The 25337-nt window shown below is 70.1% G+C and carries 26 protein-coding genes and 1 pseudogene; 18 read left to right on the top strand and 9 right to left on the bottom strand.

What is annotated here, in order from left to right:
• Position 1 precedes the first annotated feature (1 nt).
• A complete protein-coding gene (locus tag A5713_RS21170) occupies positions 2-265 on the bottom strand; it encodes a hypothetical protein (protein ID WP_067923682.1) in 264 nt (87 codons plus the stop codon).
• Between the two features lie 131 nt (positions 266-396).
• Here A5713_RS21170 and A5713_RS21165 point away from each other — a divergent pair, with 131 nt between their 5' ends.
• Positions 397-1779 (top strand): HAMP domain-containing sensor histidine kinase, encoded by a 1383-nt coding sequence (locus A5713_RS21165; protein WP_156751969.1) that lies wholly within the window; start codon positions 397-399, stop codon positions 1777-1779.
• On the opposite strand, the gene A5713_RS21160 is transcribed toward A5713_RS21165, so the two are convergent.
• From A5713_RS21160 to A5713_RS28455, 3 genes are read right to left on the bottom strand one after another with little or no spacing between them, the layout of a single operon-like run.
• On the bottom strand, positions 1761-2429 hold the full coding sequence (locus A5713_RS21160; protein WP_068098279.1) for a response regulator transcription factor: 669 nt from the start codon (positions 2427-2429) through the stop codon (positions 1761-1763). The genes A5713_RS21165 and A5713_RS21160 overlap by 19 nt on opposite strands.
• Positions 2430-2433: 4 nt before the next feature.
• Complete coding sequence (locus A5713_RS21155) at positions 2434-3210, bottom strand: hypothetical protein (RefSeq protein WP_067923675.1); 777 nt, start codon at positions 3208-3210, stop codon at positions 2434-2436.
• Positions 3203-3490 carry a hypothetical protein gene (locus A5713_RS28455; protein WP_142393442.1) on the bottom strand — a complete coding sequence of 96 codons (288 nt, stop codon included), beginning with the start codon at positions 3488-3490 and terminating at the stop codon, positions 3203-3205. The genes A5713_RS21155 and A5713_RS28455 overlap by 8 nt, the downstream gene beginning before the upstream one ends.
• A 7-nt stretch (positions 3491-3497) precedes the next feature.
• Here A5713_RS28455 and A5713_RS21150 point away from each other — a divergent pair, with 7 nt between their 5' ends.
• From A5713_RS21150 to A5713_RS21120, 7 genes are all read left to right on the top strand, one after another.
• Positions 3498-4760, top strand: a complete 1263-nt coding sequence (locus tag A5713_RS21150) for an MFS transporter (protein WP_082973079.1) — start codon at positions 3498-3500, stop codon at positions 4758-4760.
• A gap of 122 nt (positions 4761-4882) precedes the next feature.
• On the top strand, positions 4883-5617 hold the full coding sequence (locus tag A5713_RS21145; protein WP_068098266.1) for a GntR family transcriptional regulator: 735 nt from the start codon (positions 4883-4885) through the stop codon (positions 5615-5617).
• On the top strand, positions 5614-5844 hold the full coding sequence (locus tag A5713_RS21140) for a ferredoxin family protein (RefSeq protein ID WP_068098265.1): 231 nt from the start codon (positions 5614-5616) through the stop codon (positions 5842-5844). The genes A5713_RS21145 and A5713_RS21140 overlap by 4 nt, the downstream gene beginning before the upstream one ends.
• 11 nt (positions 5845-5855) lie before the next feature.
• Positions 5856-7244, top strand: coding sequence for an ABC transporter substrate-binding protein (locus tag A5713_RS21135; protein WP_067923668.1), 1389 nt, complete (start codon positions 5856-5858; stop codon positions 7242-7244).
• Entirely contained in the window at positions 7241-8098 is an 858-nt protein-coding gene (locus tag A5713_RS21130) for an ABC transporter permease (RefSeq protein WP_068098264.1), read from the top strand. Before A5713_RS21135 ends, A5713_RS21130 begins: the two co-directional genes overlap by 4 nt.
• Positions 8095-8847 (top strand): ABC transporter ATP-binding protein, encoded by a 753-nt coding sequence (locus A5713_RS21125; RefSeq protein WP_068098263.1) that lies wholly within the window; start codon positions 8095-8097, stop codon positions 8845-8847. The genes A5713_RS21130 and A5713_RS21125 overlap by 4 nt, the downstream gene beginning before the upstream one ends.
• Entirely contained in the window at positions 8844-11531 is a 2688-nt protein-coding gene (locus A5713_RS21120; protein WP_068098262.1) for a fumarate reductase/succinate dehydrogenase flavoprotein subunit, read from the top strand. The genes A5713_RS21125 and A5713_RS21120 overlap by 4 nt, the downstream gene beginning before the upstream one ends.
• A 90-nt stretch (positions 11532-11621) precedes the next feature.
• Here the strand turns inward: A5713_RS21120 and A5713_RS21115 are convergent, their stop codons facing one another.
• From A5713_RS21115 to A5713_RS21105, 3 genes are read right to left on the bottom strand one after another with little or no spacing between them, the layout of a single operon-like run.
• Complete coding sequence (locus A5713_RS21115; protein ID WP_067923656.1) at positions 11622-12161, bottom strand: GNAT family N-acetyltransferase; 540 nt, start codon at positions 12159-12161, stop codon at positions 11622-11624.
• A gap of 4 nt (positions 12162-12165) precedes the next feature.
• Positions 12166-13371 (bottom strand): serine hydrolase, encoded by a 1206-nt coding sequence (locus A5713_RS21110; protein ID WP_068098278.1) that lies wholly within the window; start codon positions 13369-13371, stop codon positions 12166-12168.
• A gap of 43 nt (positions 13372-13414) precedes the next feature.
• Positions 13415-13765, bottom strand: a complete 351-nt coding sequence (locus A5713_RS21105; protein WP_067923654.1) for an STAS domain-containing protein — start codon at positions 13763-13765, stop codon at positions 13415-13417.
• A gap of 173 nt (positions 13766-13938) precedes the next feature.
• Between A5713_RS21105 and A5713_RS21100 the strand changes: the two genes are divergently transcribed.
• Positions 13939-14364: a cellulose-binding domain-containing protein gene (locus A5713_RS21100; protein WP_068098261.1), complete on the top strand. Its 426-nt coding sequence runs from the start codon at positions 13939-13941 to the stop codon at positions 14362-14364.
• Here A5713_RS21100 and A5713_RS21095 read toward each other — a convergent pair.
• A complete protein-coding gene (locus A5713_RS21095; RefSeq protein ID WP_156751970.1) occupies positions 14361-14993 on the bottom strand; it encodes a class I SAM-dependent methyltransferase in 633 nt (210 codons plus the stop codon). The two genes, A5713_RS21100 and A5713_RS21095, sit on opposite strands and share 4 nt — an antisense overlap.
• Positions 14994-15207: 214 nt before the next feature.
• Here A5713_RS21095 and pyrR point away from each other — a divergent pair, with 214 nt between their 5' ends.
• From pyrR to pyrF, 7 genes are all read left to right on the top strand, one after another.
• Positions 15208-15777 (top strand): bifunctional pyr operon transcriptional regulator/uracil phosphoribosyltransferase PyrR, encoded by a 570-nt coding sequence (gene pyrR / locus A5713_RS21090; protein ID WP_067923647.1) that lies wholly within the window; start codon positions 15208-15210, stop codon positions 15775-15777.
• Positions 15774-16733: an aspartate carbamoyltransferase catalytic subunit gene (locus tag A5713_RS21085; protein ID WP_068098259.1), complete on the top strand. Its 960-nt coding sequence runs from the start codon at positions 15774-15776 to the stop codon at positions 16731-16733. The genes pyrR and A5713_RS21085 overlap by 4 nt, the downstream gene beginning before the upstream one ends.
• On the top strand, positions 16730-18022 hold the full coding sequence (locus tag A5713_RS21080; RefSeq protein ID WP_068098258.1) for a dihydroorotase: 1293 nt from the start codon (positions 16730-16732) through the stop codon (positions 18020-18022). Before A5713_RS21085 ends, A5713_RS21080 begins: the two co-directional genes overlap by 4 nt.
• A complete protein-coding gene (locus tag A5713_RS21075) occupies positions 18019-18519 on the top strand; it encodes a transporter (RefSeq protein ID WP_067923722.1) in 501 nt (166 codons plus the stop codon). Before A5713_RS21080 ends, A5713_RS21075 begins: the two co-directional genes overlap by 4 nt.
• On the top strand, positions 18516-19646 hold the full coding sequence (gene carA / locus A5713_RS21070; protein WP_067923637.1) for a glutamine-hydrolyzing carbamoyl-phosphate synthase small subunit: 1131 nt from the start codon (positions 18516-18518) through the stop codon (positions 19644-19646). The genes A5713_RS21075 and carA overlap by 4 nt, the downstream gene beginning before the upstream one ends.
• A gap of 85 nt (positions 19647-19731) precedes the next feature.
• Positions 19732-23100, top strand: coding sequence for a carbamoyl-phosphate synthase large subunit (gene carB, locus A5713_RS21065; protein WP_068098257.1), 3369 nt, complete (start codon positions 19732-19734; stop codon positions 23098-23100).
• Positions 23097-23924 (top strand): orotidine-5'-phosphate decarboxylase, encoded by an 828-nt coding sequence (pyrF, locus tag A5713_RS21060; protein WP_067923631.1) that lies wholly within the window; start codon positions 23097-23099, stop codon positions 23922-23924. Before carB ends, pyrF begins: the two co-directional genes overlap by 4 nt.
• Positions 23925-23931: 7 nt before the next feature.
• Here pyrF and A5713_RS21055 read toward each other — a convergent pair whose 3' ends face one another.
• Positions 23932-24354, bottom strand: coding sequence for a molybdopterin-binding protein (locus tag A5713_RS21055; RefSeq protein WP_067923628.1), 423 nt, complete (start codon positions 24352-24354; stop codon positions 23932-23934).
• A gap of 465 nt (positions 24355-24819) precedes the next feature.
• Between A5713_RS21055 and mihF the strand changes: the two genes are divergently transcribed.
• Together mihF and A5713_RS27830 are read left to right on the top strand one after the other, a co-directional pair.
• Positions 24820-25134, top strand: coding sequence for an integration host factor, actinobacterial type (mihF, locus tag A5713_RS21050; protein WP_007171927.1), 315 nt, complete (start codon positions 24820-24822; stop codon positions 25132-25134).
• Positions 25135-25183: 49 nt separating this feature from the next.
• Positions 25184-25337, top strand: a pseudogene (locus tag A5713_RS27830) (guanylate kinase); the annotation flags it as partial.

Here is a 25337-nt window from a genome sequence, read left to right as displayed (position 1 = left end):
CCTAGCGACCCGGTTGGGCCGACGCTTGTGGCTGCGGCCGGCCCAGTTCGCCCCGCCGGATCCCGCGCGTGATCTCGTCGCTGCGGGCGGTGCTGCCGGCTGGAGCGGTCTCGGGGCAGCTGCAGCTGAGGGTGTTGAACGGGCTCGAGTCGGCGCCGGCCGGTGCCGCCCCCACCAGCCCGGAGCCCAGGACGATGGCGAGGTAGGCCAGCATTCGTGTGGTCGCGCGGTTGTTGCGGCGCGCACGGCGTGCAGTACCTGACATGACGACGTCAGCCTAGGAGGGGGCCGCTGAGAGGCCGCTGAGAAACCCGTTGAGCTGGGTGTTCTCCGGGGCTCGGCGGCCCTGCAGGATCAGCGGCCCTGCAGAATCAGCGGCCCTGCAGAATCGGAGGTGTGCAGTTGCCTCGCCTCCCGCACTGGGGCATTCCCGCCCGCTCGGCCGCGGTGTCGGCGGCCGTCGTGCTGTGCGCGCTGGCCCTCGCGGGCGCGGGATTGGACGCGTTCCTGTATCGGTCGCTGTTGACGGGCGTCGATTACGCCTCAGCGGAACGGGTGCGCGACCTGCGGAACGCGCTGCAGTCCGATCCGCCGGCCGGCCTCGACAACTCCCTGTTGACCACCGATCAACGGGTGGTCGCCATTCAAGTGATCGCCCCGGACGGTCAGGTGGTGCGGCGGTCGCGCTCGGCACCCGCCACGCCGCTCGTTCCGATCGGCGAGTTCGGCCTCGATCTGCGTCGCGGCTTGTCCGACGACGCGGTGGCCGGTGACGACATGCGCGTCAGCGGTCAACGCGTCGCCACCGCATCCGGCGACTACACGGTGATCGTGGGCGGCGGCAGCCAGGCGGTCGAGGCCACCGCGCGGACCGTGGCCTTGCTGCTGGCCTGCGGCGCGCCGATCGTCATTGCGGGCGCGGCGGCCGCGACGTTCTGGCTCGTTCGCCGGTCCCTGCGATCCGTGGACGCGATCCGCGCGCGCGTGGCCGAGATCTCGACATCGGATCTGGCCGAACGGGTTCCGGTGCCGGAGGGCCGCGACGAGATCGCCGCGCTGGCGGTCACCATGAACCAGATGCTCTCCCGCATCGAAGCGGGCCATCGCGCGCAGCAACGTTTCGTCGGTGACGCGTCGCATGAACTGCGCAGCCCGCTGGCCACCATCATCTCCGGGCTGGAGGTCGCCGAGGCGCACCCCGATCTGCTCGACGCCGAGTTGGCGGTCAACACGCTTTTGCCCGAGGCGCAACGCATGCACACGCTGATCGAAGACCTGCTGCTGCTGGCCCGGGCCGACGAGCAAAGCCTGCTGCGCCGCATCGAAGAGCTGGCCCTCGATGACGTCGCCGCCGTCGAGGCGGCCCGCGCGCGACGCGGGGCGAACTGCGCGATCGACACCGACCTTTGCGCGGTGCGGTGCACCGGTGACCCGATGGCCATCTCGCGGATGATCCGCAACCTGGTGGAAAACGCCGTCCGCCATGCGGATTCGCGCGTCGTCCTGACGGTCGGCGGCAACGGGGGGACGGCGATCCTCACCGTCAGCGACGACGGCCCCGGAATCCCTCCGGGCGACCGGGCCCGGGTGTTCGAACGCTTCGTGCGCCTGGATTCGGATCGGGCCCGCAGCGGCGGGGGAGCCGGGCTGGGCCTCGCGATCGTCGCCGAGATCGCCGCCGCTCACGGCGGCACGGTCACCATCGACGACCGGCCGGGCGGCGGAACCCGAATGATCGTGTCCCTGCCGCGGCGCGAGCCTCAGCACAACAGCCGGTAACCGACGCCGCGGACCGTCTCGATGGTGTTGGTGCCGAAGGGAATGTCGATCTTGCGACGCAGATATCCCACGTACACCTCGACCACGTTGTCCGGGCCGTGGTAGTGGGCGTCCCACACGTTGCGCAGGATCTCGGCCTTGGTCACCACCATGTCCTTGTTGTGCATGAGGAATTCGAGCACTCCGAATTCCCTGGGCGTCAACGCGATCGGGGTGGAGTCGCGGTGGACGGTATGCCGCGCGGGGTCCAGCACCAGCGATCCGGCGGTCAGCGCCGCCGGCCGCTCCGGCACGCCGCGCCGCACCAGAGCGCGCAGCCGCGCCACGAGCACCCGGAACGAGAACGGTTTGGTCAGATAGTCGTCGGCGCCCAGGTCGAACGCGTCGGTCTCGTCGTACTCCCCGTCCTTGGCGGTCAGCATGAGGACCGGTGTCCACACGTTTCGCGCCCGCATCCGGCGCAGCACCTCGTATCCGCTCTGGCCGGGGAGCATGATGTCGAGGACCACCACGTCGAAGCTGTTCTCGACGGCCTCCCGCAGGCCGTCGACACCCGTGCCGACGTTCACGACGACGAACCCCTCGGCCTCCAGGCCCCGGGCCAGGGTCGCCGACAGCCGCGCTTCGTCCTCGACGAGAAGGACCCTCACGTCGTCACGCTTCTTGGTGGCCCGCACCGGGGTGGCGTCCCGGACGCTGGGGCAGGACGACAAGCAACGCCACGATGATCGCCGCGATCACCGCCGAGGCCAGCGGGCGGCTCAGGGCCAGGCCGCCGTCGGCGACCGGTTTGTCAATGAAGTCGCCCACCGTCGCGCCCAACGGGCGGGTCAAGATGAAGGCGACCCAGAACAACACGACGCGCGAGACGGACGTCCAGTAGTAGAGCGCCACGACCGCGGCGAGGCCGGCCGCGAACACCAGCGCACCGCGCTCGTAACCGAAGTCGCGAGTGTCGGCGAGCCAGTCGCCGAGCGCGGTGCCCAGGGTCTGCGAGAAAGTGATTGTCGCCCAGTAGAACGCCTCCACTTTCGGCGTCGAGACGGTGGTGACCGACACCGTGCCCTGCGACCAGCGCCACAGGCCCAGTGTGGCCAGCAGGCAAGCCAACAGCAGCAGCGAACCGCCGGTGTAGCCGATGCCGAGCGAACGGTCGGCGAAGTCGGCCAACGTCGTGCCGAACGTCGTCGAGGCCACGATCGTCGCCCAGTACAGCGCCGCATGAAAGCGCTTGGCGAAGATCTGCGCGGCGACCAGCACCACCAGCGCGACGCCGAACAGTGCGACGCCGGCCGCGTAGCCCCAGTTCAGGGTCATCGTGACGGTGTCGCCGCCCGTCTCGCCCAGCGTGGTGGCGAAGATCTTGATGATCCAGAACCCCAGGGTGACCGCCGGCACCTTGGTCAACGCCTGCCGCGAAACGTCACTCATGCCCAGTCAACTTCCGGTGTCGTTGTTGATGCATTTCTAGGGTAGCCGCGCTGAGAAAACGCTGAGTACACGCATAAGAGAACGCTGTGTCCGCGCTGTGAATCGCGGTCTCGCCGTGGTATTTCGGCGGTGTCGCAAAATCCAAGGCGCAGAACGCTTTACGCAGATTGACCACCGCAGCCCGGCGCGCGGATTCTGAGGACTTGTTATCAATCACCTTAGTATTCAATGAGTTACGCTGCTCGCCGCGCCGGGCGCCGGTGACGGGGCGTGCCACCATGGATTCCATGTTTGCGGAAGCCGGCAGCATCGGTCGCCTCGGCGCGGGTGCGCGCTGGTCGGTCATGGTCGTCTCCCTGGGGGTGACGGCGACGTCGTTCCTCTTCATCAACGGCGTGGCGTTCCTGATTCCCTCGCTGCAGGCGCGCCGTGGCATCCCGTTGGCCGAAGCCGCCCTGGTGTCGTCCATGCCCAGCTGGGGCATGGTGGTGACGCTGGTGCTGTGGGGCTGGGTGCTGGACCGGGTCGGTGAGCGGGTGGTGCTGACGGCCGGTTCGGCGCTCACCGCGGCGGCGGCCTGTGCCGCGGCGTCGGCCCATTCGATGCCGGCCGTCGGCGTCTTCTTGTTTCTCGGTGGGATGGCGGCGGCCAGCTGCAACACCGCCGGCGGGCGGCTGGTGTCGGCATGGTTCCCGACGCACCAGCGGGGCCTGGCGATGGGCATTCGTCAGACCGCGCAGCCGTTGGGTATCGCCCTGGGCGCCTTGGTGATACCGGAGCTGGCCGAGCGCGGGCCTCGTTCGGGGCTGATGTTCCTGGCGCTCATGTGCACGGTGGCGGCGGTGGCCAGCGCGCTGGGGATCGTCGATCCGCCCCGGAAATCACGCCAGGCGGCCACCGGCGCGGAACTGGCCAGCCCGTATCGAGGGTCGTTCGTACTGTGGCGAATTCACGCCGTGAGTGCGCTGCTGATGATGCCGCAGACGGTGACCGTGACGTTCATGTTCGTGTGGCTGACGAATCGGCATGGCTGGTCGGTGGCGGCCGCCGGCGGCCTGGTCACCGTCTGTCAGCTGCTGGGGGCGGTGGGCCGGATCGCGGTCGGGCGCTGGTCGGACCGGGTCGGTTCGCGGATGCGGCCGGTCCGCGTCGTCGCCATCGCCGCCGCGTTGGCCCTGTTGCTGCTGGCTTTCACCGACGGCAGCGGTTCGAGCTACGACGTGGTGCTGATGGTCGCCATCTCGGTGCTCGCGGTGCTCGACAACGGGCTCGAGGCCACCGCGATCACCGAGATCGCCGGGCCGTTCTGGAGCGGCCGCGCGCTGGGCCTGCAGAACACCGCGCAACGGCTGATGGCCGCGGCCGGGCCGCCGCTCTTCGGTGCGCTGATCGTCGCCGCCGAATACCCGCCGGCGTGGGCGCTGTGCGCGTTGTTCCCGCTGGCGGCGGTCCCGCTGGTGCCCACCGCCCGGGAGAGCGAGCCTGCCCCCGGGGGCGGTTCGGCTCACGGGGATCGGAAAGAAGACGTCGCCGCCGGGGTGGCGCAATAGCCGCACCGGCCGTTGTTTGGGCTGGTCGCCGTCGAAAGGGACCCGGCGCAATGCGCTGAGCCGCCGGAGCAGGCCCGCGTCGCCGCCCCAAAAAATGGGCGTGACCTGGTTAGCGTGGCCGCGTGGCGCAACCGATCAGTAGCGAACCCCGGGCCGACCGCGCCCGCCGGGTGGCCGACGTGTTGCGCCAGCAGATCCACGCCGACGCCTACCCGGACGGGTTGCCGCCCGAGCAGCAGCTGGCCGCCGAATTCCTGGTGTCGCGCAACACCATCCGCGGGGCGCTTGCCGTGCTCAAGCACGAGGGGTTGATCGACCGCGGACCCAAGGTTGGCACGCACGTCGCCCAGCGCAAGTACTCACACGGGCTCGACACCCTGCTGGGGCTGAAGGAGACGTTCAAACACCTCGGCGAGGTGCGCAACGAGGTACGCGCGGCGATGCCCGTCACCGCGCCACCGTCGGTGGCCCGCCGGCTGCGGCTGCAAACCGGCGAGCACGCCGTGTTCGTCGAGCGACTGCGGTACCTCGGCGACCTACCGCTCAGCCTCGACCTGACCTACCTGGCCCCGGACATCGGAGAACAGGTGCTGCGCCATCCGCTCGAGACCAACGATGTTTTCGCGCTCATCGAAGAGGTCAGCGGTCAGCGCCTGGGCTCGGCGTCGCTGGCGCTCGAGGCCATTCCCGCCGACGCCCATTCGGCGGCCACCCTGCAGGTGCCCGACGGCGCGGCGCTGCTCATGCTGGAGCGGCTCACCAGCCTGGCCGACGGGACACCCGTGGATTTGGAGTACATCCGGATGCGTGGTGACCGAATCACCATGCGCGGCAGCATGATGAGGAGCGATACATGACGCTGGTCAACAACACCCGGGCCGACGTGCCGGTGACGATCGACGAGTCGTTGTGCATCGAGGGCTGCACCTTGTGCGTGGAGGTGTGCCCGCTCGACGCGCTGGCCATCGACCCCCAGACCGGCAAGGCGTACATGCACGTCGACGAGTGCTGGTATTGCGGCCCGTGTGCGGCGCGCTGTCCGACCGGCGCCGTCACCGTCAACATGCCCTATCTCCTGCGCTGAAGAGACGTCCCATGAAAATGCACGCCCTCCGGCTGCTGTCGGTGGCGGTCGCGGTCGCCGCGTTCGCCTCCGGGTGCTCGCTGGAATCGTTCTCGCAGTCCTCCGGTGTGGTCAACGTGGTGGTGGGATACCAGTCGAAGACCATCAACACCGTCACCGCCGGCACACTGCTGCGCGCGCAGGGCTACCTCGAACACCGGCTGGCCGACATCACCGCCCGCACCGGCACCAAATACGCGGTGCGCTGGCAGGATTACGACACCGGCGCCCCGATCACCGCCCAGATGCTGGCCGAGAAGATCGACATCGGCTCGATGGGCGATTACCCGATGCTGATCAACGGCTCCAAGACGCAGGCCAACCCGCTGGCGCGCACCGAGATGGTCTCGGTCACCGGCTACAACCCCAAGGGCGCGCTGAACATGGTTGTGGTGGCGCCGGATTCGCCGGCGAGCGGGCTGGCCGACCTGGCCGGCGGCAAGGTCTCGGCCAGCGTGGGGTCCGCGGGGCACGGCACCTTGGTGCGCGCGCTGGGCAAGGCGGGCGTCACCGGCGTGGAGGTGCTCAACCAGCAGCCGCAGGTCGGTGCCTCCGCGCTGGAATCCGGTCAGGTGAACGGGCTTTCGCAGTTCGTAGCGTGGCCCGGGCTGCTGGTCTACCAGGGCAAGGCGCGGCTGCTCTACGACGGGGCCGAGCTGAACCTGCCCACCCTGCACGGTGTGGTCGTGCGGCGCTCGTACGCGTCGGCGCACCCCGAGGTGCTGGCGGCGTTTCTGCAGGCGCAACTGGATGCCACCGATTTCCTCAACGGCAAGCCGCTGGAAGCGGCGCGGATCGTCGCGCAGGCCAGCGGGTTGCCGCAGGAGGTGGTGTATCTCTACAACGGCCCCGGCGGGACGTCGTTCGACCCCACTCTCAAGCCGTCGCTGATCGACGCCCTGAAAAGCGATGTGCCGTACCTGAAGTCGATCGGTGACTTCGCCGACCTCGACGTCGGGAAGTTCGCCGTGGACGAGCCGTTGCGTGCGGTGTTCGCCGCCCGCGGGCTGGACTACCCGGCGGCCCGGTCGCGAGCCGCGAATCCGTCGGTCCTGGCGGGCGACCCGGCGCTGGCCGGCGAGGTGTGGTTGGACGGGGCGGATGTGACGCAGACCGTCGCCGACCCCACCAGCCTGCTGCGCACCGTCGCCGACGCGACCGCCCGCGGGGGCAGGGTTCGCGCGGCCTACGTTCCCGACGCCGAACTGGGCACCAGGTGGTTCGCCGACAAGGCGGTCTGGGTCAAGGACGGCCCGAAGTATCTGCCGTTCGGCACCCGGGCCGGGGCGCAGCGCTATCTGGCGGCACACCCGGGCGGGGTCGCGATGAATTACCAACAGGCACTGGGAGGTTCGGTATGACCGCCGATGTGGTGGCAGACCAGGTTCTTGGCGTGGTCTCGAGGCCCACGCTCACCCGGCCGCGGCGGGTGACTGCGCCGTGGCTGTCGCGGCTGCTGCGGTTGGCGTCGGTCGCGGCCGCAATCGGGTTGTGGCAGTTGCTCACCGCCGGCAAGGTGCGGCTGTTGCTGCGATTCGACACGCTGCCCACCGTCACGCAGATCGTGCACGCGCTGCAGCGCCGCCTCGCGGCCGGCGAGTACTGGCTCGACCTCGCGCAGTCGCTGATCCGCATCCTCACCGGCTTCGGCCTGGCCGCCGTCATCGGTGTCGCGACCGGTGTGCTGCTGGGCCGCTCGCGACTGTTCGCCGACCTGTTCGGCCCGCTGGCCGAGCTGGCCCGGCCCATCCCGGCGATCGCGATGGTGCCGGTGGCGATCCTGCTGTTCCCGACCGACGAGGCCGGCATCGTGTTCATCACCTTCCTCGCGGCCTACTTCCCGATCATGGTGAGCACCCGGCACGCGGTGCGGGCGCTGCCCACTTTGTGGGAGGACTCGGTGCGCACGCTGGGCGGCGGCCGGCGGGAGGTGCTGACCCAGGTGGTGCTGCCGGGCATCCTGCCCGGCGTGTTCGGGGGGCTGTCGGTCGGCATGGGCGTGGCCTGGATCTGTGTCATCTCCGCTGAGATGATCTCGGGCCGGCTCGGCGTCGGCTACCGCACCTGGCAGGACTACACCGTGCTGGCCTACCCCCAGGTGTTCGTCGGCATCATCACCATCGGTGTCCTCGGGTTCGCCACCTCGGCGGCCGTCGAACTGGTGGGCCGGCGGGTGACTCGCTGGCTGCCCCGCGCACAGGAAGGTTTGCGATGACCACCGCGACGAAAATCGGGATGAGCCTCGAGCTGGACGCAGTCCGCTTGTCCTACACCGGAACACCGGTGATCGACGGGCTGAGCCTCACGGTGCGCCCGGGCGAGATCCTGGTGCTGACCGGGCCCTCGGGCTGCGGCAAGTCGACGCTGCTGCGCGCCCTGGCCGGGCTGCTGCGGCCCGATGAGGGCCGCGTGCTGGCCGACGGCGCGGAGGTCACCACCACCTCGGGTGATCGCGGCATGGTGTTCCAGGACAACGCGCTGCTGCCGTGGCGCACGGTGCGGTCCAACATCGAGCTGGCGCTGCGGCTGCGCGGGGAACCCCGCGCCACCCGCCGCGCCCAGGCCGAGCGCTGGATCGACGAGCTCGGGCTCTCAGGTTTCGGCCACTACCTGCCGAAGAGCCTGTCCGGCGGGATGCGCCAGCGCGTCCAGCTGGCCCGCGGCCTGGCGGGGGCGCCCCGCGCGGTGATGATGGACGAGCCGTTCGGCGCGCTGGACACCCAGACCCGGGCCGCCATGCAGCGGCTGCTGATCGACACCTGGCGCACCCATCCGACGACCATCGTCTTCGTCACCCACGACGTCGACGAGGCGCTGGCGCTGGGCGACCGGATCGTCGTGCTGGGCCGTGCCGGCGAGCCTGTCCGCGCGTCGGTCGACGTGCCCGATCCGCGCGCCGAATTGCCCCGGGACGGGTTGCGCGCTGAAATCATTGCCGCCCTTGGCCATTTGGTGGCGGCATGATGGAGATCCCCGACGCCAACGCCCCCGTTCGCCTCGACTGCGACGTGCTGGTCATCGGCGGCGGCACCGCCGGCACCATGGCGGCGCTGTCGGCCGCCGAGCACGGCGCCCAGGTGCTGCTGCTGGAGAAGGCCCACGTGCGCCACTCCGGCGCGCTGGCGATGGGCATGGACGGCGTGAACAACGCCGTCATCCCGGGCAAGGCCGAACCCGAGGACTACGTCGCCGAGATCACCCGCGCCAACGACGGAATCGTCAACCAGCGCACCATCTATCAGACCGCCAGCCGCGGATTCGCGATGGTGCAGCGGCTGGAGCGCTATGGGGTGAAGTTCGAGAAGGACGAACACGGCGAGTACGCGGTGCGCCGGGTGCACCGCTCGGGCTCCTATGTGCTGCCCATGCCGGAAGGCAAGGACGTCAAGAAGGCGCTGTACCGGGTGCTGCGGCAGCGGTCCATGCGGGAGAAGATCCGCATCGAGAACCGGCTGATGCCGGTGCGGGTGCTGGTGCAGGACGGCCGCGCGGTGGGGGCCGCCGCGTTGCACACCCGCACCGGCGAATTCGTGGCCGTCGGCGCCAAGGCGGTGATCCTGGCCACCGGCGCCTGTGGGCGGCTTGGCCTGCCCGCGTCCGGTTACCTCTACGGCACCTACGAGAACCCGACGAACGCCGGTGACGGGTACGCGATGGCCTATCACGCCGGCGCGGAACTGTCGGGAATCGAGTGTTTCCAGGTCAATCCGTTGATCAAGGACTACAACGGACCCGCGTGTGCCTATGTCGCCAACCCGTTCGGCGGCTACCAGGTCAACGCGCACGGGGAGCGGTTCGTGGACTCCGACTACTGGTCGGGTCAGATGATGTCCGAGGTGAAGAGCGAGATCGACTCCGCCCGCGGACCGATCTACCTCAAGGTGTCCCACCTGCCCGACGAGACCCTGTCCGCGCTGGAGAACATCCTGCACACCACCGAACGGCCGACCCGCGGCACGTTCCACGCCAACCGCGGCCACGACTATCGCACCCACGACATCGAGATGCACATCTCCGAAATCGGTTTGTGCAGCGGGCATTCCGCGTCCGGCGTGTGGGTCGACGAGCACGCCCGCACCACGGTGCCCGGGCTGTACGCCGCCGGGGACATGGCCTGCGTCCCGCACAACTACATGATCGGGGCGTTCGTCTTCGGCGACCTCGCCGGCACGGACGCGGCCGCTTCCTGCGCGGATACCGCTGCGCCGCAACGACTCCCGGAGGACCAGCTGCACGCCGCGCACGAGCTGATCTACCGCCCACTGCGGCATCCGGACGGGCCACCCCAGCCGCAGGTCGAATACAAGCTGCGCCGGTTCGTCAACGACTATGTGGCGCCGCCCAAGACGGCGGCCAAGCTGTCCATCGCCGTGCGCACCTTCGACCGCATGCAAGGCGAGATCGCCGAGATGGGCGCGCGGAACCCGCACGAGCTGATGCGCGCCGTCGAGGTGTCCTTCATCCGGGACTGCGCCGAGATGGCCGCCCGATCCTCGCTCACCCGCACCGAATCGCGGTGGGGCCTCTACCACGACCGCGCCGACCTGCCCGGCCGCGACGACAGCGCATGGGGCTATCACCTCAACCTGCGCAAGAACGCCGACGGCGCGATGGTGTTCCTCAAGCGTCCGGTCGCCCCCTACTTCGTGCCGGTGCCGGAGCTGGACGGCCTGCCGCCCGTGGACCAGACCGTGCAGGCGGTGGAGCAGCCGCCACTGGTCGGCGGTCAGGCCCCCGCCACCACACGGTCCCGAATCGGCGCGCCCGTAACCACAGTCGAGCCGCCGTCGCCGCGCATCGCCGAGGTGCTTGCCCTCGAGGAGCCGACGATCGCCGGGCTGCGACCGTACCTGGCCGACCCCGACCCCGGGGTCCGCCGCACCGCGGTGGCCACGCTCACCGAGCACATTCCCGATGGCTACGCGACCGCCCTGGTCGCCGCGCTGGATGACGCCGACGCCACGGTGCGCCGCACCGCCGCCGACGGGATCCGCGAGCTGGTCGAGGTGTTGCCGGCCCCGGCCGAGGTCGGGTCACGCCTGGACTCCGGCGACAGGGCGGTGCGTGCCGCCGCCCTCTACGTGCTGGCCGCGCGGCGCGTCGGCGACGCCGGGGACTACCGCCGCGCGCTGGAAGATCCCGACCACCGGGTGCGCATCGAGGCCGTGCGGGCGCTGGTGTCGGTCGACGACGTGGCCGGTGTGGTCACCGCGACGGGTGACGACAACCGGGAGGTCCGGATCGCCGCGGCCGCCGGCCTGGGCACGCTGCGCGGCGGCGGCGAGGCCGTCAGCGCGCTGCTCGGCGACCCCGACCCGCTGGTGCGCGCGGCCGCGCTGGCCGCGCTGGGCGAAATAGGCTGCAGCGCGGGCGATATCGCCGCCGTCGCAGCGGCGTTGCGGGCGCCGGCGTGGCAGGTGCGGGAGGGCGCGGCGCGGGCGCTGTCGGGCGCGCCGGCCGACGTCGCGGTGCCGGCGCTGGCCGAGGCGTTGAACGACGCGCACCTCGACGTGCGCAAGGCCGCCGTGCTCAGCCTGATCCGCTGGTCCGCTCAACCCGCCGCCCGCGACGCGCTCGGCATCGCGCTCAAGGACGGCGACGCCGACGTGCGGGCCTACGCGCGCCGCGCGCTGGATCAAGCCGGGTAGCCGGCGATCGGGTGTGCGCTTACGGCGTCCGGTGTGCGTGCACGGCGGCGACACGCCGACGATGACCGCCCTGGCCGCACACTCAAAAGCTCAGCGCAGGATCCTGGCGTAGAGCAGGCTGTCCTGCGGCTCGGGGCCCAGGTTGGGGTAGACGGCGTGGCGGGCGAGTCGTCCTTCCAGGACGAAACCGGCGCGCTCCAGCAGCCGGGCCGACCGTTCGTTGTCGACGTTGCACGTGGCCCACACCCGATACACCGCCCGGTCGCTGTCGAGTGCGGTCAGCAGCATGTCGAGCACCTCGGCCATCAAACCCTTGCCCCACCACCGCCGGCCCAGGCAGTAACCGATCTCGACCGAGTGCGGCACCGGACGCCGGCAGCTGGTCAACCCGACGATCTCGCCGCTGTGCCGCAACTCGATCACCCAGGTCCGGTCGTCGGGGGTGGCGTTGAGTTTCTCGGTGATCACCCGCCGCGTCGCCGCCACGTCGGGATGCGGCGCCCACATCAGATACTTGGTCACCTCGGGGTCGCGGGCCACGCGCTGAAACAGTGCGCCGGCGTCGTCGAGCACGGGCCGGCGCAGCACCAGCCGGGGACCGGTGATGCGGTCGGGTGGGTAATCGGCCACGGTGCTAGAGGCCGAGCGCCTGATAAGTGCGCCGAACGAATTTCGGTTGCACCGATTGGAGTTTCGCCAGCGAGGTGTTTCCGGCGACGGCCGCGGCCACGTCGGCGGACATGTCGGGCAGGTTCTGCACCAGATACAGCAGAACCAGGTCGGCGGTCGGGTCGGCCTGCCACCAGGTCCCGTAGGCGCCCGGCCAGCTGAAGGTTCCGAGCCCGCCCGGACCGAACAGCGGCGCGCTCCTTGCCGGGTCGGTCACCACCGACAGGTTCAGCCCGAAGCCGCGGCCCACCCAGTACGGCGCCCCCAGGAAGTTGTGGCGCTTCTGCTCGTCGGTCAGCCGGTCGGTCCGCATCAGGCGGGCCGACTCGGCCGACAGCACCCGCACACCGTCGATCGTTCCCTCGCCGAGCAGCATCCGCACGAACCGCAGGTAGTCGTCGGCGGTGGACCACAGGCCCCCGCCCGCGTTGGCGAAGGAGGGCGGCTTGATGTGCGGCGGCCCCATCACGTCGTGGTGCAGTCGGCCCTGCTCGTCGAGCCGGTACATGGTCGCGGCGCGGCGGCGCGCCTCGGGGGAGACGAAGAACCCGGTGTCCGGCATGCCCACCGGGCCCAGCACCCGCTCGTCGAGAACCTGGTGGAACGGCTTGCCCTCGATGCGCGCCGCGATGACGCCCAGCAGGTCGATGGAATGGCTGTAGGTGAGCCGCTCACCGGGCTGATGCACCAGCGGCAGCTTGGCCAGTTCGGCCAGCCAGGTGTCGGGACCCTGACTGAACGGCAGCCGCATGTAGGCCTTGGCGATCGGCCCGGACACCGAGAAGCTGTAGGCCAGGCCGCTGGTGTGGGTGAGCAGGTCCTCGATCAGGATGGCGCGCTGCACCGGATGCGTCCGGTCCAGCGGGCCGTGCGGCTCGTCGAGCACCCGCACGTCGGCCAGCTCCGGGGCCCAGCGCACGACGGGGTCTTTCAGCGTCAGCTTGCCCTCGTCGACCAGGCTCATCACCGCGGCGACGGTCACCGGCTTGGTCATCGACGCGATCCGGAACAGCGTGTCCCGCTGCATCGGCAGGCCCGCGTCCACGTCCCGATAACCGATTTCGTTGACCTGCAGCACTTCTCCGCGCCGCCAGACCATCGTCACCGCGCCGGCAAGCATGCCGGCATCGCACACTTCGCGGATGGAGCCCGCGTTGACGTCGAGATTCACCCGAATCACGTTAGCGGCGTGCCCGGGGAGCGCGAACGTCACACTAGGACTCGCGCCCCTCCAGCGCCTCGTCCACCGTGGGATACAGCTCGATGAACTCGTCGAGGCCCACGATGCGCAGCGGCCGGCTGGTGGCCGAGCCGTCGGCCGCCACCCGCAGCGAGGTCGGGCTGTCCTGGGTCAGGCGCTGCACCTCGACCAGCACGGTGATGCCGGCCGAGGACAGGAAATCGACCTCGGTGAGGTCGATGACGAGCACCGCAGGCGTGCCGGACAGGGCGATGTCGATATGCGTGGCGAGCGAGGGCGCGGTGATGATGTCGACGACGCCGCTGACCTCCAGGATCACCGCCTCACCGGCATCGCGGCGGTTGACCCAAAACTCCTCGCTCATGACGATCCGAACCGTATCGCCTTCTCACCACGGCCGGTTAACCGGGCCGTTACCCGCTCGTTCCGTCGGCGACAAAGGCCAAAATTTCATGACGGTTTCGGTTGAGCAAAGGTACGGCAGCTACCCGCGATGCCAGGACCGACGTCGCGTGTCCGGCTTTAGTGTTGGTTGCTATGGCCGCACTGAGCAATTGCGTGAAGCGCTGGCGCACAGCGCTTCACATCATGGTGTCGGCATCCGTCGTTGCCCTGGGGCTCGCCGTCGCGCCCGTGGCTCACGCGGCCGCGGCCGCGGCGACGTTGTCGGTGGAACATGCGTGGCAGACCGGTTTCATCGCCAACTTCACCGTCACCAATCTGAGCACGGTGCCGCTAACCGATTGGCGGATTGACTTTGACATGCCGGCCGGACAATCCGTCCTGCACACGTGGAACAGCACCGTCACCCAATCGGGCACCCACTACGTGCTCACCCCCGCGAATTGGAATCGCAGCATTGCGCCCGGTGGTTCGGCCACGGGTGGCATGAGAGGCGTGGTGACCGGTTCCTTCACGCCGCCGTCGAATTGCGTGCTCAACGGGCAATATCGCTGCACCTAGCGGCGCTGGGAGCGGACGTACCAGAACGCCATCTCGACCTGTGCGCCGTCCACCTCGCGGCGCATCGTGGCGGGCTCCAGCGACTCGATGTCCCACCCCGCGCCGCCGAGGACGTCGCGCAGCGTCTGCTCGGACACCGCCGGCCGGGGCCACCGTTCGTCGGGGGCGTTCGCGTCGGAGAAGCAGCTGATCAACAGCGTGGCGCCCGGCCTGGTGGCGCGGTGCGCCGCGGCGGCGTAGCTGCGCTTGCCGTCGTCGTCGAGGCAGTGGAACATGCCGCTGTCGATGACGGTGTCGAACGCGTCGGTGTAGCCCGCCAGCTGGGTGGAGTCGGCCACCGCGAACGTGATGTCGACGCCGGCATCGGCGGCCCGGCGCTCGGCGGTGACCAGGGCGGTGGGCGAGATGTCCAGCCCGGTCACCCGGAACCCGTTCAGCGCCAGGTAGATGGCGTTGTCACCGAGCCCGCAGCCGATGTCCAGGACGTCACCGTGGACCCAGCCCCCGCCAAGCCAGGCGATGACGTTGTCCTTGGGCGCCTTGGTGTCCCACGGCGGTGTCGTCATCGGCGGGATGCCCTCGCCGGGGCTCTCGCCGCGATAGAGCGCGTCGAAGTCCATTTGCTGCAGTCTGGAGAAGCCTGAGCCGGTCACTTTCGCCAGGGTAGCGCGGCCGCGTCCGCTCAAGCCGGGACACGTGGGGCGCAAGTGGCGCAGCGGGTGATCGAGCACGTCACGGCCCGTGCCGCGCGCCGCGTCCTTTCGAAGAAGTGCTACGCTGCCGGGCAGTCGACATCCTTTAACGATCCGTCCGGCGAGGCGGAGAAGGAGGTCAGGGTTTCGCATGGGTGCAGCGGGTGACACCGGCACCGGCCGCGAGTTGATGTCGGCGGCCGACGTGAGTCGCACCATTTCCCGTATCGCGCATCAGATCATCGAGAAGACCGCGTTAGATGACGCGAGCCGGTCCGCGCCCAGGGTGGTGCTGCTGGGAATCCCGACCCGCGGCGTGATCCTCGCCAGGCGGCTGGCCACCAACATCGCCGAATACAGCGGGGTCGACGTCGGTTGCGGCGCCCTCGACATCACCCTGTATCGCGACGACCTGATGCAGAAACCGCCGCGACCGCTTGAGGTCACCTCGATCCCGGCGGGCGGCATCGACGACGCGCTGGTCATCCTCATCGACGACGTGCTCTACTCCGGTCGCTCGGTCCGCTCGGCGCTGGACGCCCTGCGCGACGTCGGCCGCCCGAGGGTGGTGCAGCTGGCGGTGCTGGTCGACCGCGGCCACCGCGAGCTGCCGCTGCGCGCCGACTACGTCGGCAAGAACGTCCCCACCTCCCGCAGCGAGAGCGTGCACGTGCTGCTCAGCGAGCAGGACGGGCGCGACGGGGTGGTGATCTCGCGATGACGCGCCACATGCTGGCCGCCGGCGACCTGACCCGCGACGAGGCCATCGCCATCCTCGACGACGCGGACCGGTTCGCCGAGGCGCTGGTGGGCCGCGAGGTGAAGAAGCTGCCGACCCTGCGCGGCCGCACCGTGATCACGATGTTCTACGAGAACTCCACCCGCACCCGGGTGTCGTTCGAGGTGGCCGGCAAGTGGATGAGCGCCGACGTCATCAACGTCAGCGCCGCCGGGTCGTCGGTGGGCAAGGGCGAGTCGCTGCGCGACACCGCGCTGACGCTGCGGGCGGCCGGCGCCGACGCGCTGATCATCCGCCATCCGGCCTCGGGTGCCGCCCACCTGCTGGCCGACTGGACGAGCGCCGGCAACGACTCCGGCCCCTCGGTGATCAACGCCGGCGACGGCACGCACGAACACCCGACGCAGGCGCTGCTGGACGCGCTCACCATCCGCCAGCGCCTCGGCGGCATCGAGGGCCGGCGCGTCGTGATCGTCGGCGACATCCTGCACAGCCGGGTCGCCCGCTCCAACGTCATGCTGCTGAACACCCTGGGCGCGGAGGTGGTGCTGGTCGCGCCGCCGACGCTGCTGCCGGCCGGGGTCGACTCCTGGCCGGTCACCGTCTCGGGCGACTTCGACGCCGAGCTACCCGCCGCCGACGCGGTGCTGATGCTGCGGGTGCAGGCCGAACGGATGAACGGCGGCTTCTTCCCGTCGGTGCGCGAATACTCCTCCCGCTACGGGCTTTCCGATCGCCGCCAGGCCATGCTGCCCGGCCACGCCGTGGTGCTGCACCCGGGTCCGATGCTGCGCGGCATGGAGATCGCGTCGTCGGTGGCGGATTCGTCGCAATCGGCCGTGCTGCAACAGGTTTCCAACGGCGTGCACGTGCGGATGGCCGTGCTGTTCCACGTGCTGGTGGGTGCGGAATCCGCCGGAAAAGAGGGGGCGGCGTGAGCGTGCTGATCCGCGGGGTCCGGTTGTACGGCGAGGGTGACCGGGTCGACGTGCTGGTCGATGACGGCCAGATCGCCGACATCGGCCCGGGCCTTGCCATCCCGGATACGGCCGACGTCATCGATGCGACGGGCCAGGTGCTGCTGCCCGGCTTCGTCGACCTGCACACCCACCTGCGCGAGCCGGGCCGAGAATACGCCGAGGACATCGAAACGGGCTCGGCCGCAGCGGCTCTCGGCGGATATACCGCCGTGTTCGCGATGGCCAACACCAATCCCGTCGCCGACAGCCCGGTGGTCACCGACCACGTCTGGCACCGCGGCCAGCAGGTCGGCCTGGTCGACGTGCACCCCGTCGGCGCCGTCACCGTCGGATTGGCCGGCACCGAGCTGACCGAGATGGGCATGATGGCGGCCGGGGCCGCGCAGGTCCGGATGTTCTCCGACGACGGTGTCTGCGTACACGACCCGCTGGTGATGCGCCGCGCGCTCGAATACGCCACGGGCCTGGGCGTGCTGATCGCCCAGCACGCCGAGGAGCCCCGGCTGACCGTCGGCGCCGTCGCCCACGAGGGACCCACCGCCGCCCGGCTGGGCCTCTCGGGCTGGCCCCGGGCCGCCGAGGAGTCCATCGTCGCCCGGGACGCGTTGCTGGCGCGCGACGCCGGTGCCCGCGTCCACATCTGCCACGCCTCCACCGCCGGTACCGTCGAGCTGCTGAAATGGGCCAAGGGGCAAGGCATCTCGATCACCGCCGAGGTCACCCCGCACCACCTGCTGCTCGACGACAGCAGGCTGGCCAGCTACGACGGGCGCAATCGCGTCAACCCGCCGCTGCGCGAGGCCTCCGACGCTGTGGCGTTGCGTCAGGCCCTGGCCGACGGCGTCATCGACTGTGTGGCCACCGACCATGCGCCGCACGCCGAGCACGAGAAGTGCGTGGAGTTCGCGGCGGCGCGTCCCGGCATGCTGGGCCTGCAGACCGCGCTGTCGGTCGTGGTGCACACCATGGTGGCGCCCGGGCTGTTGACGTGGCGGGACGTCGCCCGGGTGATGAGCGAGAACCCGGCGCGCATCGTCGGACTGCCCGATCACGGCCGCCCGCTGGAGGTGGGGGAGCCGGCCAACCTGACGGTGGTGGACCCCGACGCCACCTGGACCGTCGCCGGGTCCGACCTGGCCAGCCGGTCGGCCAACACGCCCTTCGAGTCGATGGCCCTGCCCGCCACCGTCACGGCGACCTTGCTGCGCGGGAAGGTCACGGCTCGAGACGGGAAGTGCCCGGCATGAATTCGGGCACGCTGGTGGGGTCGCTGATCTTCGCGGCCGTGCTGGTGGTGGTGATCGCGGTGGTGATCCAGCTGATGATGCGCAGCTGGCGGCGCCGCTCGCAGCGGCAGGCCGAACTGATCGGCCGGCTGCCCGACGTGCCCGACCAGGTGGGTGCGGCGACGATCACCACCCAAGGCCACTATTGCGGGTCGATGATGGCCCCGGGCTGGAACGAGCGGATCGCCGTCGGCGATCTGGGGTACCGGAGCAAGGCGGTGCTGACCCGCTATTCGAGCGGTATCATGGTGGAACGCCTACGCGCCCAACCGCTTTGGATTCCACGCGACTCGATCACCCATATCCGCATGGAGCGCGGGATGGGCGGCCGGGCCGTAGCCCGGATCGGGATTCTGGCGATTCGGTGGCGGCTGCCGTCGGGAGTCGAGATCGACACCGGCTTTCGGGCCAACCACCGCGACGAATACACCGACTGGCTCAAAGAGGAAGTAGCGTGACGACAAAAGCAGTTCTGGTACTCGAGGACGGGCGCGTCTTCACCGGCACGCCGTTCGGCCAGGTCGGCCAAACCCTCGGCGAGGCCGTGTTTTCCACCGGCATGTCCGGCTACCAGGAGACGCTGACCGATCCCAGTTATCACCGGCAGATCGTGGTGGCCACCGCGCCACAGATCGGCAACACCGGCTGGAACACCGAGGACGCCGAAAGTCGCGGCGACAAGATCTGGGTCGCCGGCTACGCGGTGCGCGACCCGTCCCCGCGGGCGTCGAACTGGCGCGCCACGGGAACCCTGGAGGACGAGCTGGTGCGCCAGCACATCGTCGGGATCGCCGGCATCGACACCCGGGCGGTGGTGCGCCACCTGCGCACCCGCGGCTCCATGAAGGCGGGGGTGTTCTCCGGCGAGGCGCTGGCCGACCCTTTGAACATCGACGAGTTGGTGGAGCGGGTGCGGGGGCAGCAGTCGATGCTGGGTGCCGACCTCGCCGGCGAGGTCAGCACCGCGGAGCCCTACATCGTGGAACCCGACGGGGCGCAACGGTTTACGGTGGTGGCGCTGGACCTGGGCATCAAGACCAACACCCCGCGCAACTTCGCCCGCCGGGGAGTCCGCAGCCACGTGCTGCCGTCGTCGACGAGCTTCGAACAGATCGCCGACATCGCACCCGACGGCGTGTTCTTGTCCAACGGCCCCGGTGACCCCGCCACCGCCGACCACGTCGTCGCGCTCACCCGCGAGGTGCTGGGCGCCGGAATCCCGTTGTTCGGCATCTGCTTCGGCAACCAGATCCTGGGCCGGGCACTGGGCCTGTCCACCTACAAGATGGTCTTCGGCCACCGCGGGATCAATATCCCCGTCATGGACCACGCCACCGGTCGGGTGGCGGTGACCGCGCAGAACCACGGCTTCGCGCTGGAAGGCGAGGCGGGTCAATCCTTCGACACGCCGTTCGGGCCCGCCGTCGTCAGCCACACATGCGCCAACGACGGGGTGGTCGAGGGCGTCAAACTCGCCGACGGGCGGGCGTTCTCGGTGCAGTACCACCCGGAGGCCGCCGCCGGCCCACACGACGCGGAATACCTGTTCGATCAATTCATCGAGCTGATGGCCGGTGAGAGATGACCGCGAGCGACCGTGTTTGTACGGCGACACGCCGTAAACGGTGTACAAACGCGGTCGCTCGCGCCAAGAAAGAAGGAGGGCGCTAGTGCCGCGGCGCAGCGATCTCAACCACGTGCTGGTGATCGGCTCGGGGCCGATCGTCATCGGCCAGGCGGCCGAATTCGACTACTCGGGCACCCAGGCCTGCCGGGTGCTGCGAGCGGAGGGGCTGCAGGTCAGCCTGATCAACTCCAACCCGGCGACCATCATGACCGACCCCGAGTACGCCGACCACACCTACGTCGAGCCCATCACCCCGGCCTTCGTGGAGCGGGTGATCGCGCAACAGGCCGAGCGCGGCAACAAGATTGACGCGCTGCTGGCCACGCTGGGCGGGCAGACCGCGCTCAACACCGCGGTCGCGCTGTACCAGAACGGCGCGCTCGAGCGCCACGGGGTCGAGCTCATAGGGGCCGACATCGACGCCATCCAGCGCGGCGAGGACCGGCAGATGTTCAAGGACATCGTCGCCAAGGTCGGCGGTGAATCCGCCCGCAGCCGAGTGTGTTTCACCATGGAAGAGGTCCGCGAGACGGTCGAGGAACTCGGTCTTCCGGTGGTGGTGCGGCCCAGCTTCACCATGGGCGGGCTGGGCTCGGGCATGGCGCGATCCGTCGAGGAGGTCGACCGGATGGCCGGCGCCGGCCTGGCCGAAAGCCCCAGCGCCAACGTGCTGATCGAGGAATCCATCTACGGCTGGAAGGAATTCGAGCTCGAGCTGATGCGCGACGGCAACGACAACGTCGTCGTGGTCTGCTCGATCGAGAACTTCGACCCGATGGGCGTGCACACCGGCGACTCGGTCACCGTCGCGCCGGCCATGACGCTGACCGACCGGGAATACCAGCGGATGCGGGACCTGGGCATCGCGATCCTGCGCGAGGTCGGGGTCGACACCGGCGGCTGCAACATCCAGTTCGCCGTCAACCCGAGCGACGGCCGGCTGATCGTCATCGAGATGAACCCGCGGGTGTCGCGGTCCAGCGCGCTGGCCTCCAAGGCCACCGGCTTCCCGATCGCCAAGATCGCCGCCAAGCTGGCCATCGGGTACACCCTCGACGAGATCGTCAACGACATCACCAAGGAAACGCCGGCCTGCTTCGAACCCACCCTCGACTACGTCGTCGTCAAGGCGCCGCGGTTCGCGTTCGAGAAGTTCCCCGGGGCCGACCCCACCCTGACCACCACGATGAAGTCCGTCGGCGAGGCGATGTCGTTGGGCCGCAACTTCATCGAGGCGCTCGGCAAGGTGATGCGGTCTCTGGAGACCACCCGCGCCGGGTTCTGGACCAAGCCGGACGGCCCGGACCGCAACGTCGGCGAGGTGCTCGACCGGCTACGGACCCCGACCGAGGGCCGGCTCTACGACATCGAGCTGGCGCTGCGGCTGGGCGCCTCGATCGAGCAGGTCGCCGAGGCCAGCGGCGTCGACCCGTGGTTCGTCGCCCAGATCGGCGAGCTGGGCACGCTGCGCGCGGAGCTGGTCGACGCCCCGGTGCTGGACACCGACCTGCTGCGGCGGGCCAAGCACAGCGGGCTGTCGGACCGCCAGATCGCCGCCCTGCGGCCCGAATTGGCGGGGGAGAACGGGGTGCGCTCGCTGCGCGAGCGGCTGGGCATCCACCCGGTGTACAAGACGGTGGACACCTGCGCAGCGGAGTTCGATGCCAAGACGCCCTATCACTACAGCAGCTACGAGCTCGACCCGGCGGCCGAGACGGAGGTGGCCCCGCAGGCCGAGCGGCCCAAGGTGCTGATCCTGGGATCCGGGCCCAACCGCATCGGCCAGGGCATCGAATTCGACTACAGCTGCGTGCACGCGGCAACCACGTTGAGCCAGGCCGGTTTCGAGACCGTCATGGTCAACTGCAACCCGGAGACGGTGTCCACCGACTACGACACCGCTGACCGGCTGTACTTCGAGCCGCTGACCTTCGAGGACGTCCTGGAGGTGTTCCACGCCGAACAGCAGTCGGGGGGTGACGGGCCCGGGGTGGTCGGCGTCATCGTGCAGCTGGGCGGCCAGACCCCGCTCGGGCTGGCGCAGCGCCTGGCCGACGCCGGAGTCCCGATCGTGGGCACGCCGCCGGAGGCGATCGACCTGGCCGAGGACCGCGGCGCCTTCGGTGACGTGCTGACCGGCGCCGGATTGCCGGCGCCGAAATACGGCATGGCAACCACTTTCGCGCAGGCCCGCCGGATCGCCGAGGACATCGGCTACCCGGTGCTGGTGCGGCCGTCGTACGTCCTGGGCGGCCGAGGGATGGAGATCGTCTACGACGAGGAGACACTGGAGGGCTACATCACCCGCGCCACCGAGCTCTCGCCCGAACACCCGGTGCTCGTGGACCGCTTCCTCGAGGACGCGGTGGAGATCGACGTCGACGCCCTGTGCGACGGCACCGAGGTCTACATCGGCGGCATCATGGAGCACATCGAGGAGGCCGGCATCCACTCCGGCGACTCGGCGTGCGCGCTACCGCCCGTCACGCTGGGCCGCAGCGACATCGAGAAGGTGCGCCGCGCGACCGAGGCCATCGCGCACGGCATCGGGGTGATCGGCCTGCTCAACGTGCAGTACGCGCTGAAGGACGACGTGCTCTACGTCCTGGAGGCCAACCCGAGGGCCAGCCGCACCGTTCCCTTCGTCTCCAAGGCCACCGCGATCCCGCTCGCCAAGGCGTGCGCCCGGATCATGTTGGGCGCCACCATTCCCCAGCTCCGCGCCGAGGGCATGCTGGCGGCGTCCGGGGACGGCGCCCACGCGGCCCAGAACGCCCCGATCGCGGTCAAGGAGGCGGTGCTGCCGTTCCACCGCTTCCGGCGGGCCGACGGCGCCGCCATCGATTCCCTGCTCGGCCCGGAGATGAAATCGACCGGTGAGGTGATGGGCATCGACCGCGACTTCGGCACCGCCTTCGCCAAGAGCCAGACCGCCGCCTACGGTTCGCTGCCGGCCGAGGGCACCGTGTTCGTCTCCGTCGCCAACCGGGACAAGCGGTCGCTGGTGTTCCCCGTCAAGCGCCTGGCCGATCTGGGCTTCCGTGTGCTGGCCACCGAGGGCACCGCGGAGATGTTGCGCCGCAACGGGATTCCCTGCGACGAGGTCCGCAAGCACTTCGAGCCGCCGCAGCCGGGCCGCCCGGCCGTGTCCGCCGTCGACGCGATCAAGGCCGGCGAAGTCGACATGGTGATCAACACGCCGTACGGCAATTCCGGCCCGCGTATCGACGGCTACGAGATCCGTTCGGCCGCGGTGTCGGTCAACATCCCCTGCGTCACCACCGTGCAGGGCGCGTCCGCCGCCATCCAGGGCATCGAGGCCGGTATCCGCGGCGACATCGGCGTCCGGTCCCTGCAGGAGCTGCACAGCCTGATGGGGCAGGGCGCCGCGCCCGGCGAAGGCGCCCGGTGACGGGCTTCGGCCGGCGGCTGGCCGAGGCCAAAGCGCAGCGCGGCCCGCTGTGTGTGGGGATCGACCCGCACCCCGAGCTGCTACGCGCCTGGGATTTGCCGGCGGCCGCCGACGGGCTGGCCAAGTTCTGCGACATCTGTGTCGAGGCGTTCTCCGGTTTCGCCGTCGTCAAGCCGCAGGTGGCGTTCTTCGAGTCCTACGGCGCCGCCGGGTTCGCGGTGCTGGAACGCACGATCGCGGCGCTGCGTTCGGTCGGGGTGCTGGTGCTGGCCGACGCCAAGCGCGGCGACATCGGCACGACGATGGCGGCGTACGCCGCCGCCTGGGCGGGTGACTCGCCGCTGGCCGCCGACGCCGTGACCGCCTCGCCATACCTCGGGTTCGGCTCGCTGCGGCCGCTGCTCGAGGCCGCCGCCGCGCACGATCGGGGCGTGTTCGTGCTGGCCGCCACTTCCAACCCCGAGGGCGCGACCGTGCAGCGCGCCGCGTTCGACGGCCGCACGGTGGCCCAGCTGGTCGTCGACCAGGCGGCGGTGGTGAACAAGTCCGCCACGCCGTCCGGTCCCGGATATGTCGGCGTGGTGGTGGGCGCGACCGTCCTGCAGGCCCCCGATCTGAGCGCGCTGGGCGGGCCGGTGCTGGTGCCGGGCCTGGGTGTGCAGGGCGGACGGCCCGAGGCGCTCGCCGGGCTGGGCGGGGCGGATCCCGGCCAGCTGCTGCCCGCGGTGGCCCGCGAGGTGCTGCGTGCCGGGCCGGGGGTGGCCGAACTGCGGGCGGCCGGCGAGCGGATGCTGGACGCCGTCGCCTATCTGGGAGCGCCGTAGAGGCGGGTCAGTCCGATGCGGCCGCCGAGCTGGGCCGGGCGGTCTCCACGATCACCGTGGTGGCCTTGACGACCGCGACCGCCACACTGCCGGGCCGCAGCTGCAGCTCCTCGGCCGCCTCGGTGCTCATCAGCGACACGACGGTGAACGGGCCGCACTGCATCTCCACCTGGGTCATCACCTTGTCGCTGGTGACCTTTGTGACCAGCCCGACGAAGCGGTTGCGGGCCGAGCTGCCGATGCTCAGCGGGTCGGGCGGCGGGGTGGGGGCGTTGGTCCGGGAGAACCGGGCCAGGTCCTCGCTGGCGATGACCTTGCGGCCGGCCGCGTCCTGCCCGACCGTCAACGATCCCTGGTTGATCCATCGCCGGACAGTGTCGTCGCTGACCCCGAGCAGCTCAGCGGCCTGACGGATCCGCAGGTTCGACACCGCTAGATCCTAACTCCGCGAGTGTTAGCTGGCTGTCGTACCAGCAATCCACGCGTGATCGCGCCCGGCCGGTCGGCGCGGCGCGACACGCGCGACACGCGACGAAAAATGCGTGACCCCCCGCACGAGGCGTTTCGGCGCGCCTCCGGCGTCGTTTCCCGCCGCCCCCGCAGCGGCCCCGCGGCGGTCCGTCGCGCTAAAATCCCAGGTCAGAGCGGTGGCGTGGGGGTTCGAGGTGGCCACACCGCCGCCCCCGCACCGCGGGGCGCGCCCGGCGCCCACGATGCCCGACGGCCTGCTTTTTCGGGCCACACGCCGGGCTCATGCTGGGACTTTGTCCCCTTAACCAGGGGGTCGGGTTAGATTTCGTCAGGAGGCCTGAGTACGGTCGTCTCCGCTGGCTGAAGTACCCGGCAGAGACAAAAAGAGATCGATTGACAGTGATTGATCAGATACGGAGGAATCGTGGCCCTTCCCCAGTTGACCGACGAGCAGCGCGCGGCCGCGTTGGAGAAGGCGGCTGCCGCACGTCGAGCGCGAGCAGAGCTCAAGGACCGGCTGAAGCGCGGCGGCACCAACCTCACCCAGGTGCTCAAGGACGCCGAGACCGACGAAGTCCTGGGCAAGATGAAGGTTTCCGCGCTGCTTGAGGCGTTGCCCAAGGTGGGCAAGGTCAAAGCGCAGGAAATCATGACCGAGCTGGAGATCGCCCCTACCCGCCGCCTGCGCGGCCTCGGCGATCGGCAGCGCAAGGCCCTGCTGGAAAAGTTCGGCTCCTAACCCGGCCTCGGCCAACCCGCCCTGTGGGCGCGCCGGCCCAGGAGGGCCAGTGAGCGCCGGCGGGGGACCGGACGTCGAGCACGGGACGCGTCCCACACCACCGGGTAAGGGACGCGTGGTCGTGCTGTCCGGTCCCTCCGCGGTCGGCAAGTCGACGGTGGTCCGGTGCCTGCGCAAGCGGATTCCGGACCTGCATTTCTCCG

The sequence above is a fragment of the Mycobacterium sp. E2497 genome, from assembly GCF_001668695.1.
GTDB lineage: Bacteria > Actinomycetota > Actinomycetes > Mycobacteriales > Mycobacteriaceae > Mycobacterium.
This window is presented reverse-complemented; position numbering and strand designations above follow the sequence as displayed.

Bases quoted from the DNA above. Each gene is read 5' to 3' on its own strand.
- A5713_RS21170 (WP_067923682.1), bottom strand. From the start codon at position 265: ATGTCAGGTACTGCACGCCGTGCGCGCCGCAACAACCGCGCGACCACA.
- A5713_RS21155 (WP_067923675.1), bottom strand. From the start codon at position 3,210: ATGAGTGACGTTTCGCGGCAGGCGTTGACCAAGGTGCCGGCGGTCACC.
- A5713_RS28455 (WP_142393442.1), bottom strand. From the start codon at position 3,490: ATGGTGGCACGCCCCGTCACCGGCGCCCGGCGCGGCGAGCAGCGTAAC.
- A5713_RS21150 (WP_082973079.1), top strand. From the start codon at position 3,498: ATGTTTGCGGAAGCCGGCAGCATCGGTCGCCTCGGCGCGGGTGCGCGC.
- A5713_RS21140 (WP_068098265.1), top strand. From the start codon at position 5,614: ATGACGCTGGTCAACAACACCCGGGCCGACGTGCCGGTGACGATCGAC.
- A5713_RS21135 (WP_067923668.1), top strand. From the start codon at position 5,856: ATGAAAATGCACGCCCTCCGGCTGCTGTCGGTGGCGGTCGCGGTCGCC.
- A5713_RS21130 (WP_068098264.1), top strand. From the start codon at position 7,241: ATGACCGCCGATGTGGTGGCAGACCAGGTTCTTGGCGTGGTCTCGAGG.
- A5713_RS21125 (WP_068098263.1), top strand. From the start codon at position 8,095: ATGACCACCGCGACGAAAATCGGGATGAGCCTCGAGCTGGACGCAGTC.
- A5713_RS21120 (WP_068098262.1), top strand. From the start codon at position 8,844: ATGATGGAGATCCCCGACGCCAACGCCCCCGTTCGCCTCGACTGCGAC.
- A5713_RS21105 (WP_067923654.1), bottom strand. From the start codon at position 13,765: ATGAGCGAGGAGTTTTGGGTCAACCGCCGCGATGCCGGTGAGGCGGTG.
- A5713_RS21100 (WP_068098261.1), top strand. From the start codon at position 13,939: ATGGCCGCACTGAGCAATTGCGTGAAGCGCTGGCGCACAGCGCTTCAC.
- pyrR (WP_067923647.1), top strand. From the start codon at position 15,208: ATGGGTGCAGCGGGTGACACCGGCACCGGCCGCGAGTTGATGTCGGCG.
- A5713_RS21085 (WP_068098259.1), top strand. From the start codon at position 15,774: ATGACGCGCCACATGCTGGCCGCCGGCGACCTGACCCGCGACGAGGCC.
- A5713_RS21075 (WP_067923722.1), top strand. From the start codon at position 18,019: ATGAATTCGGGCACGCTGGTGGGGTCGCTGATCTTCGCGGCCGTGCTG.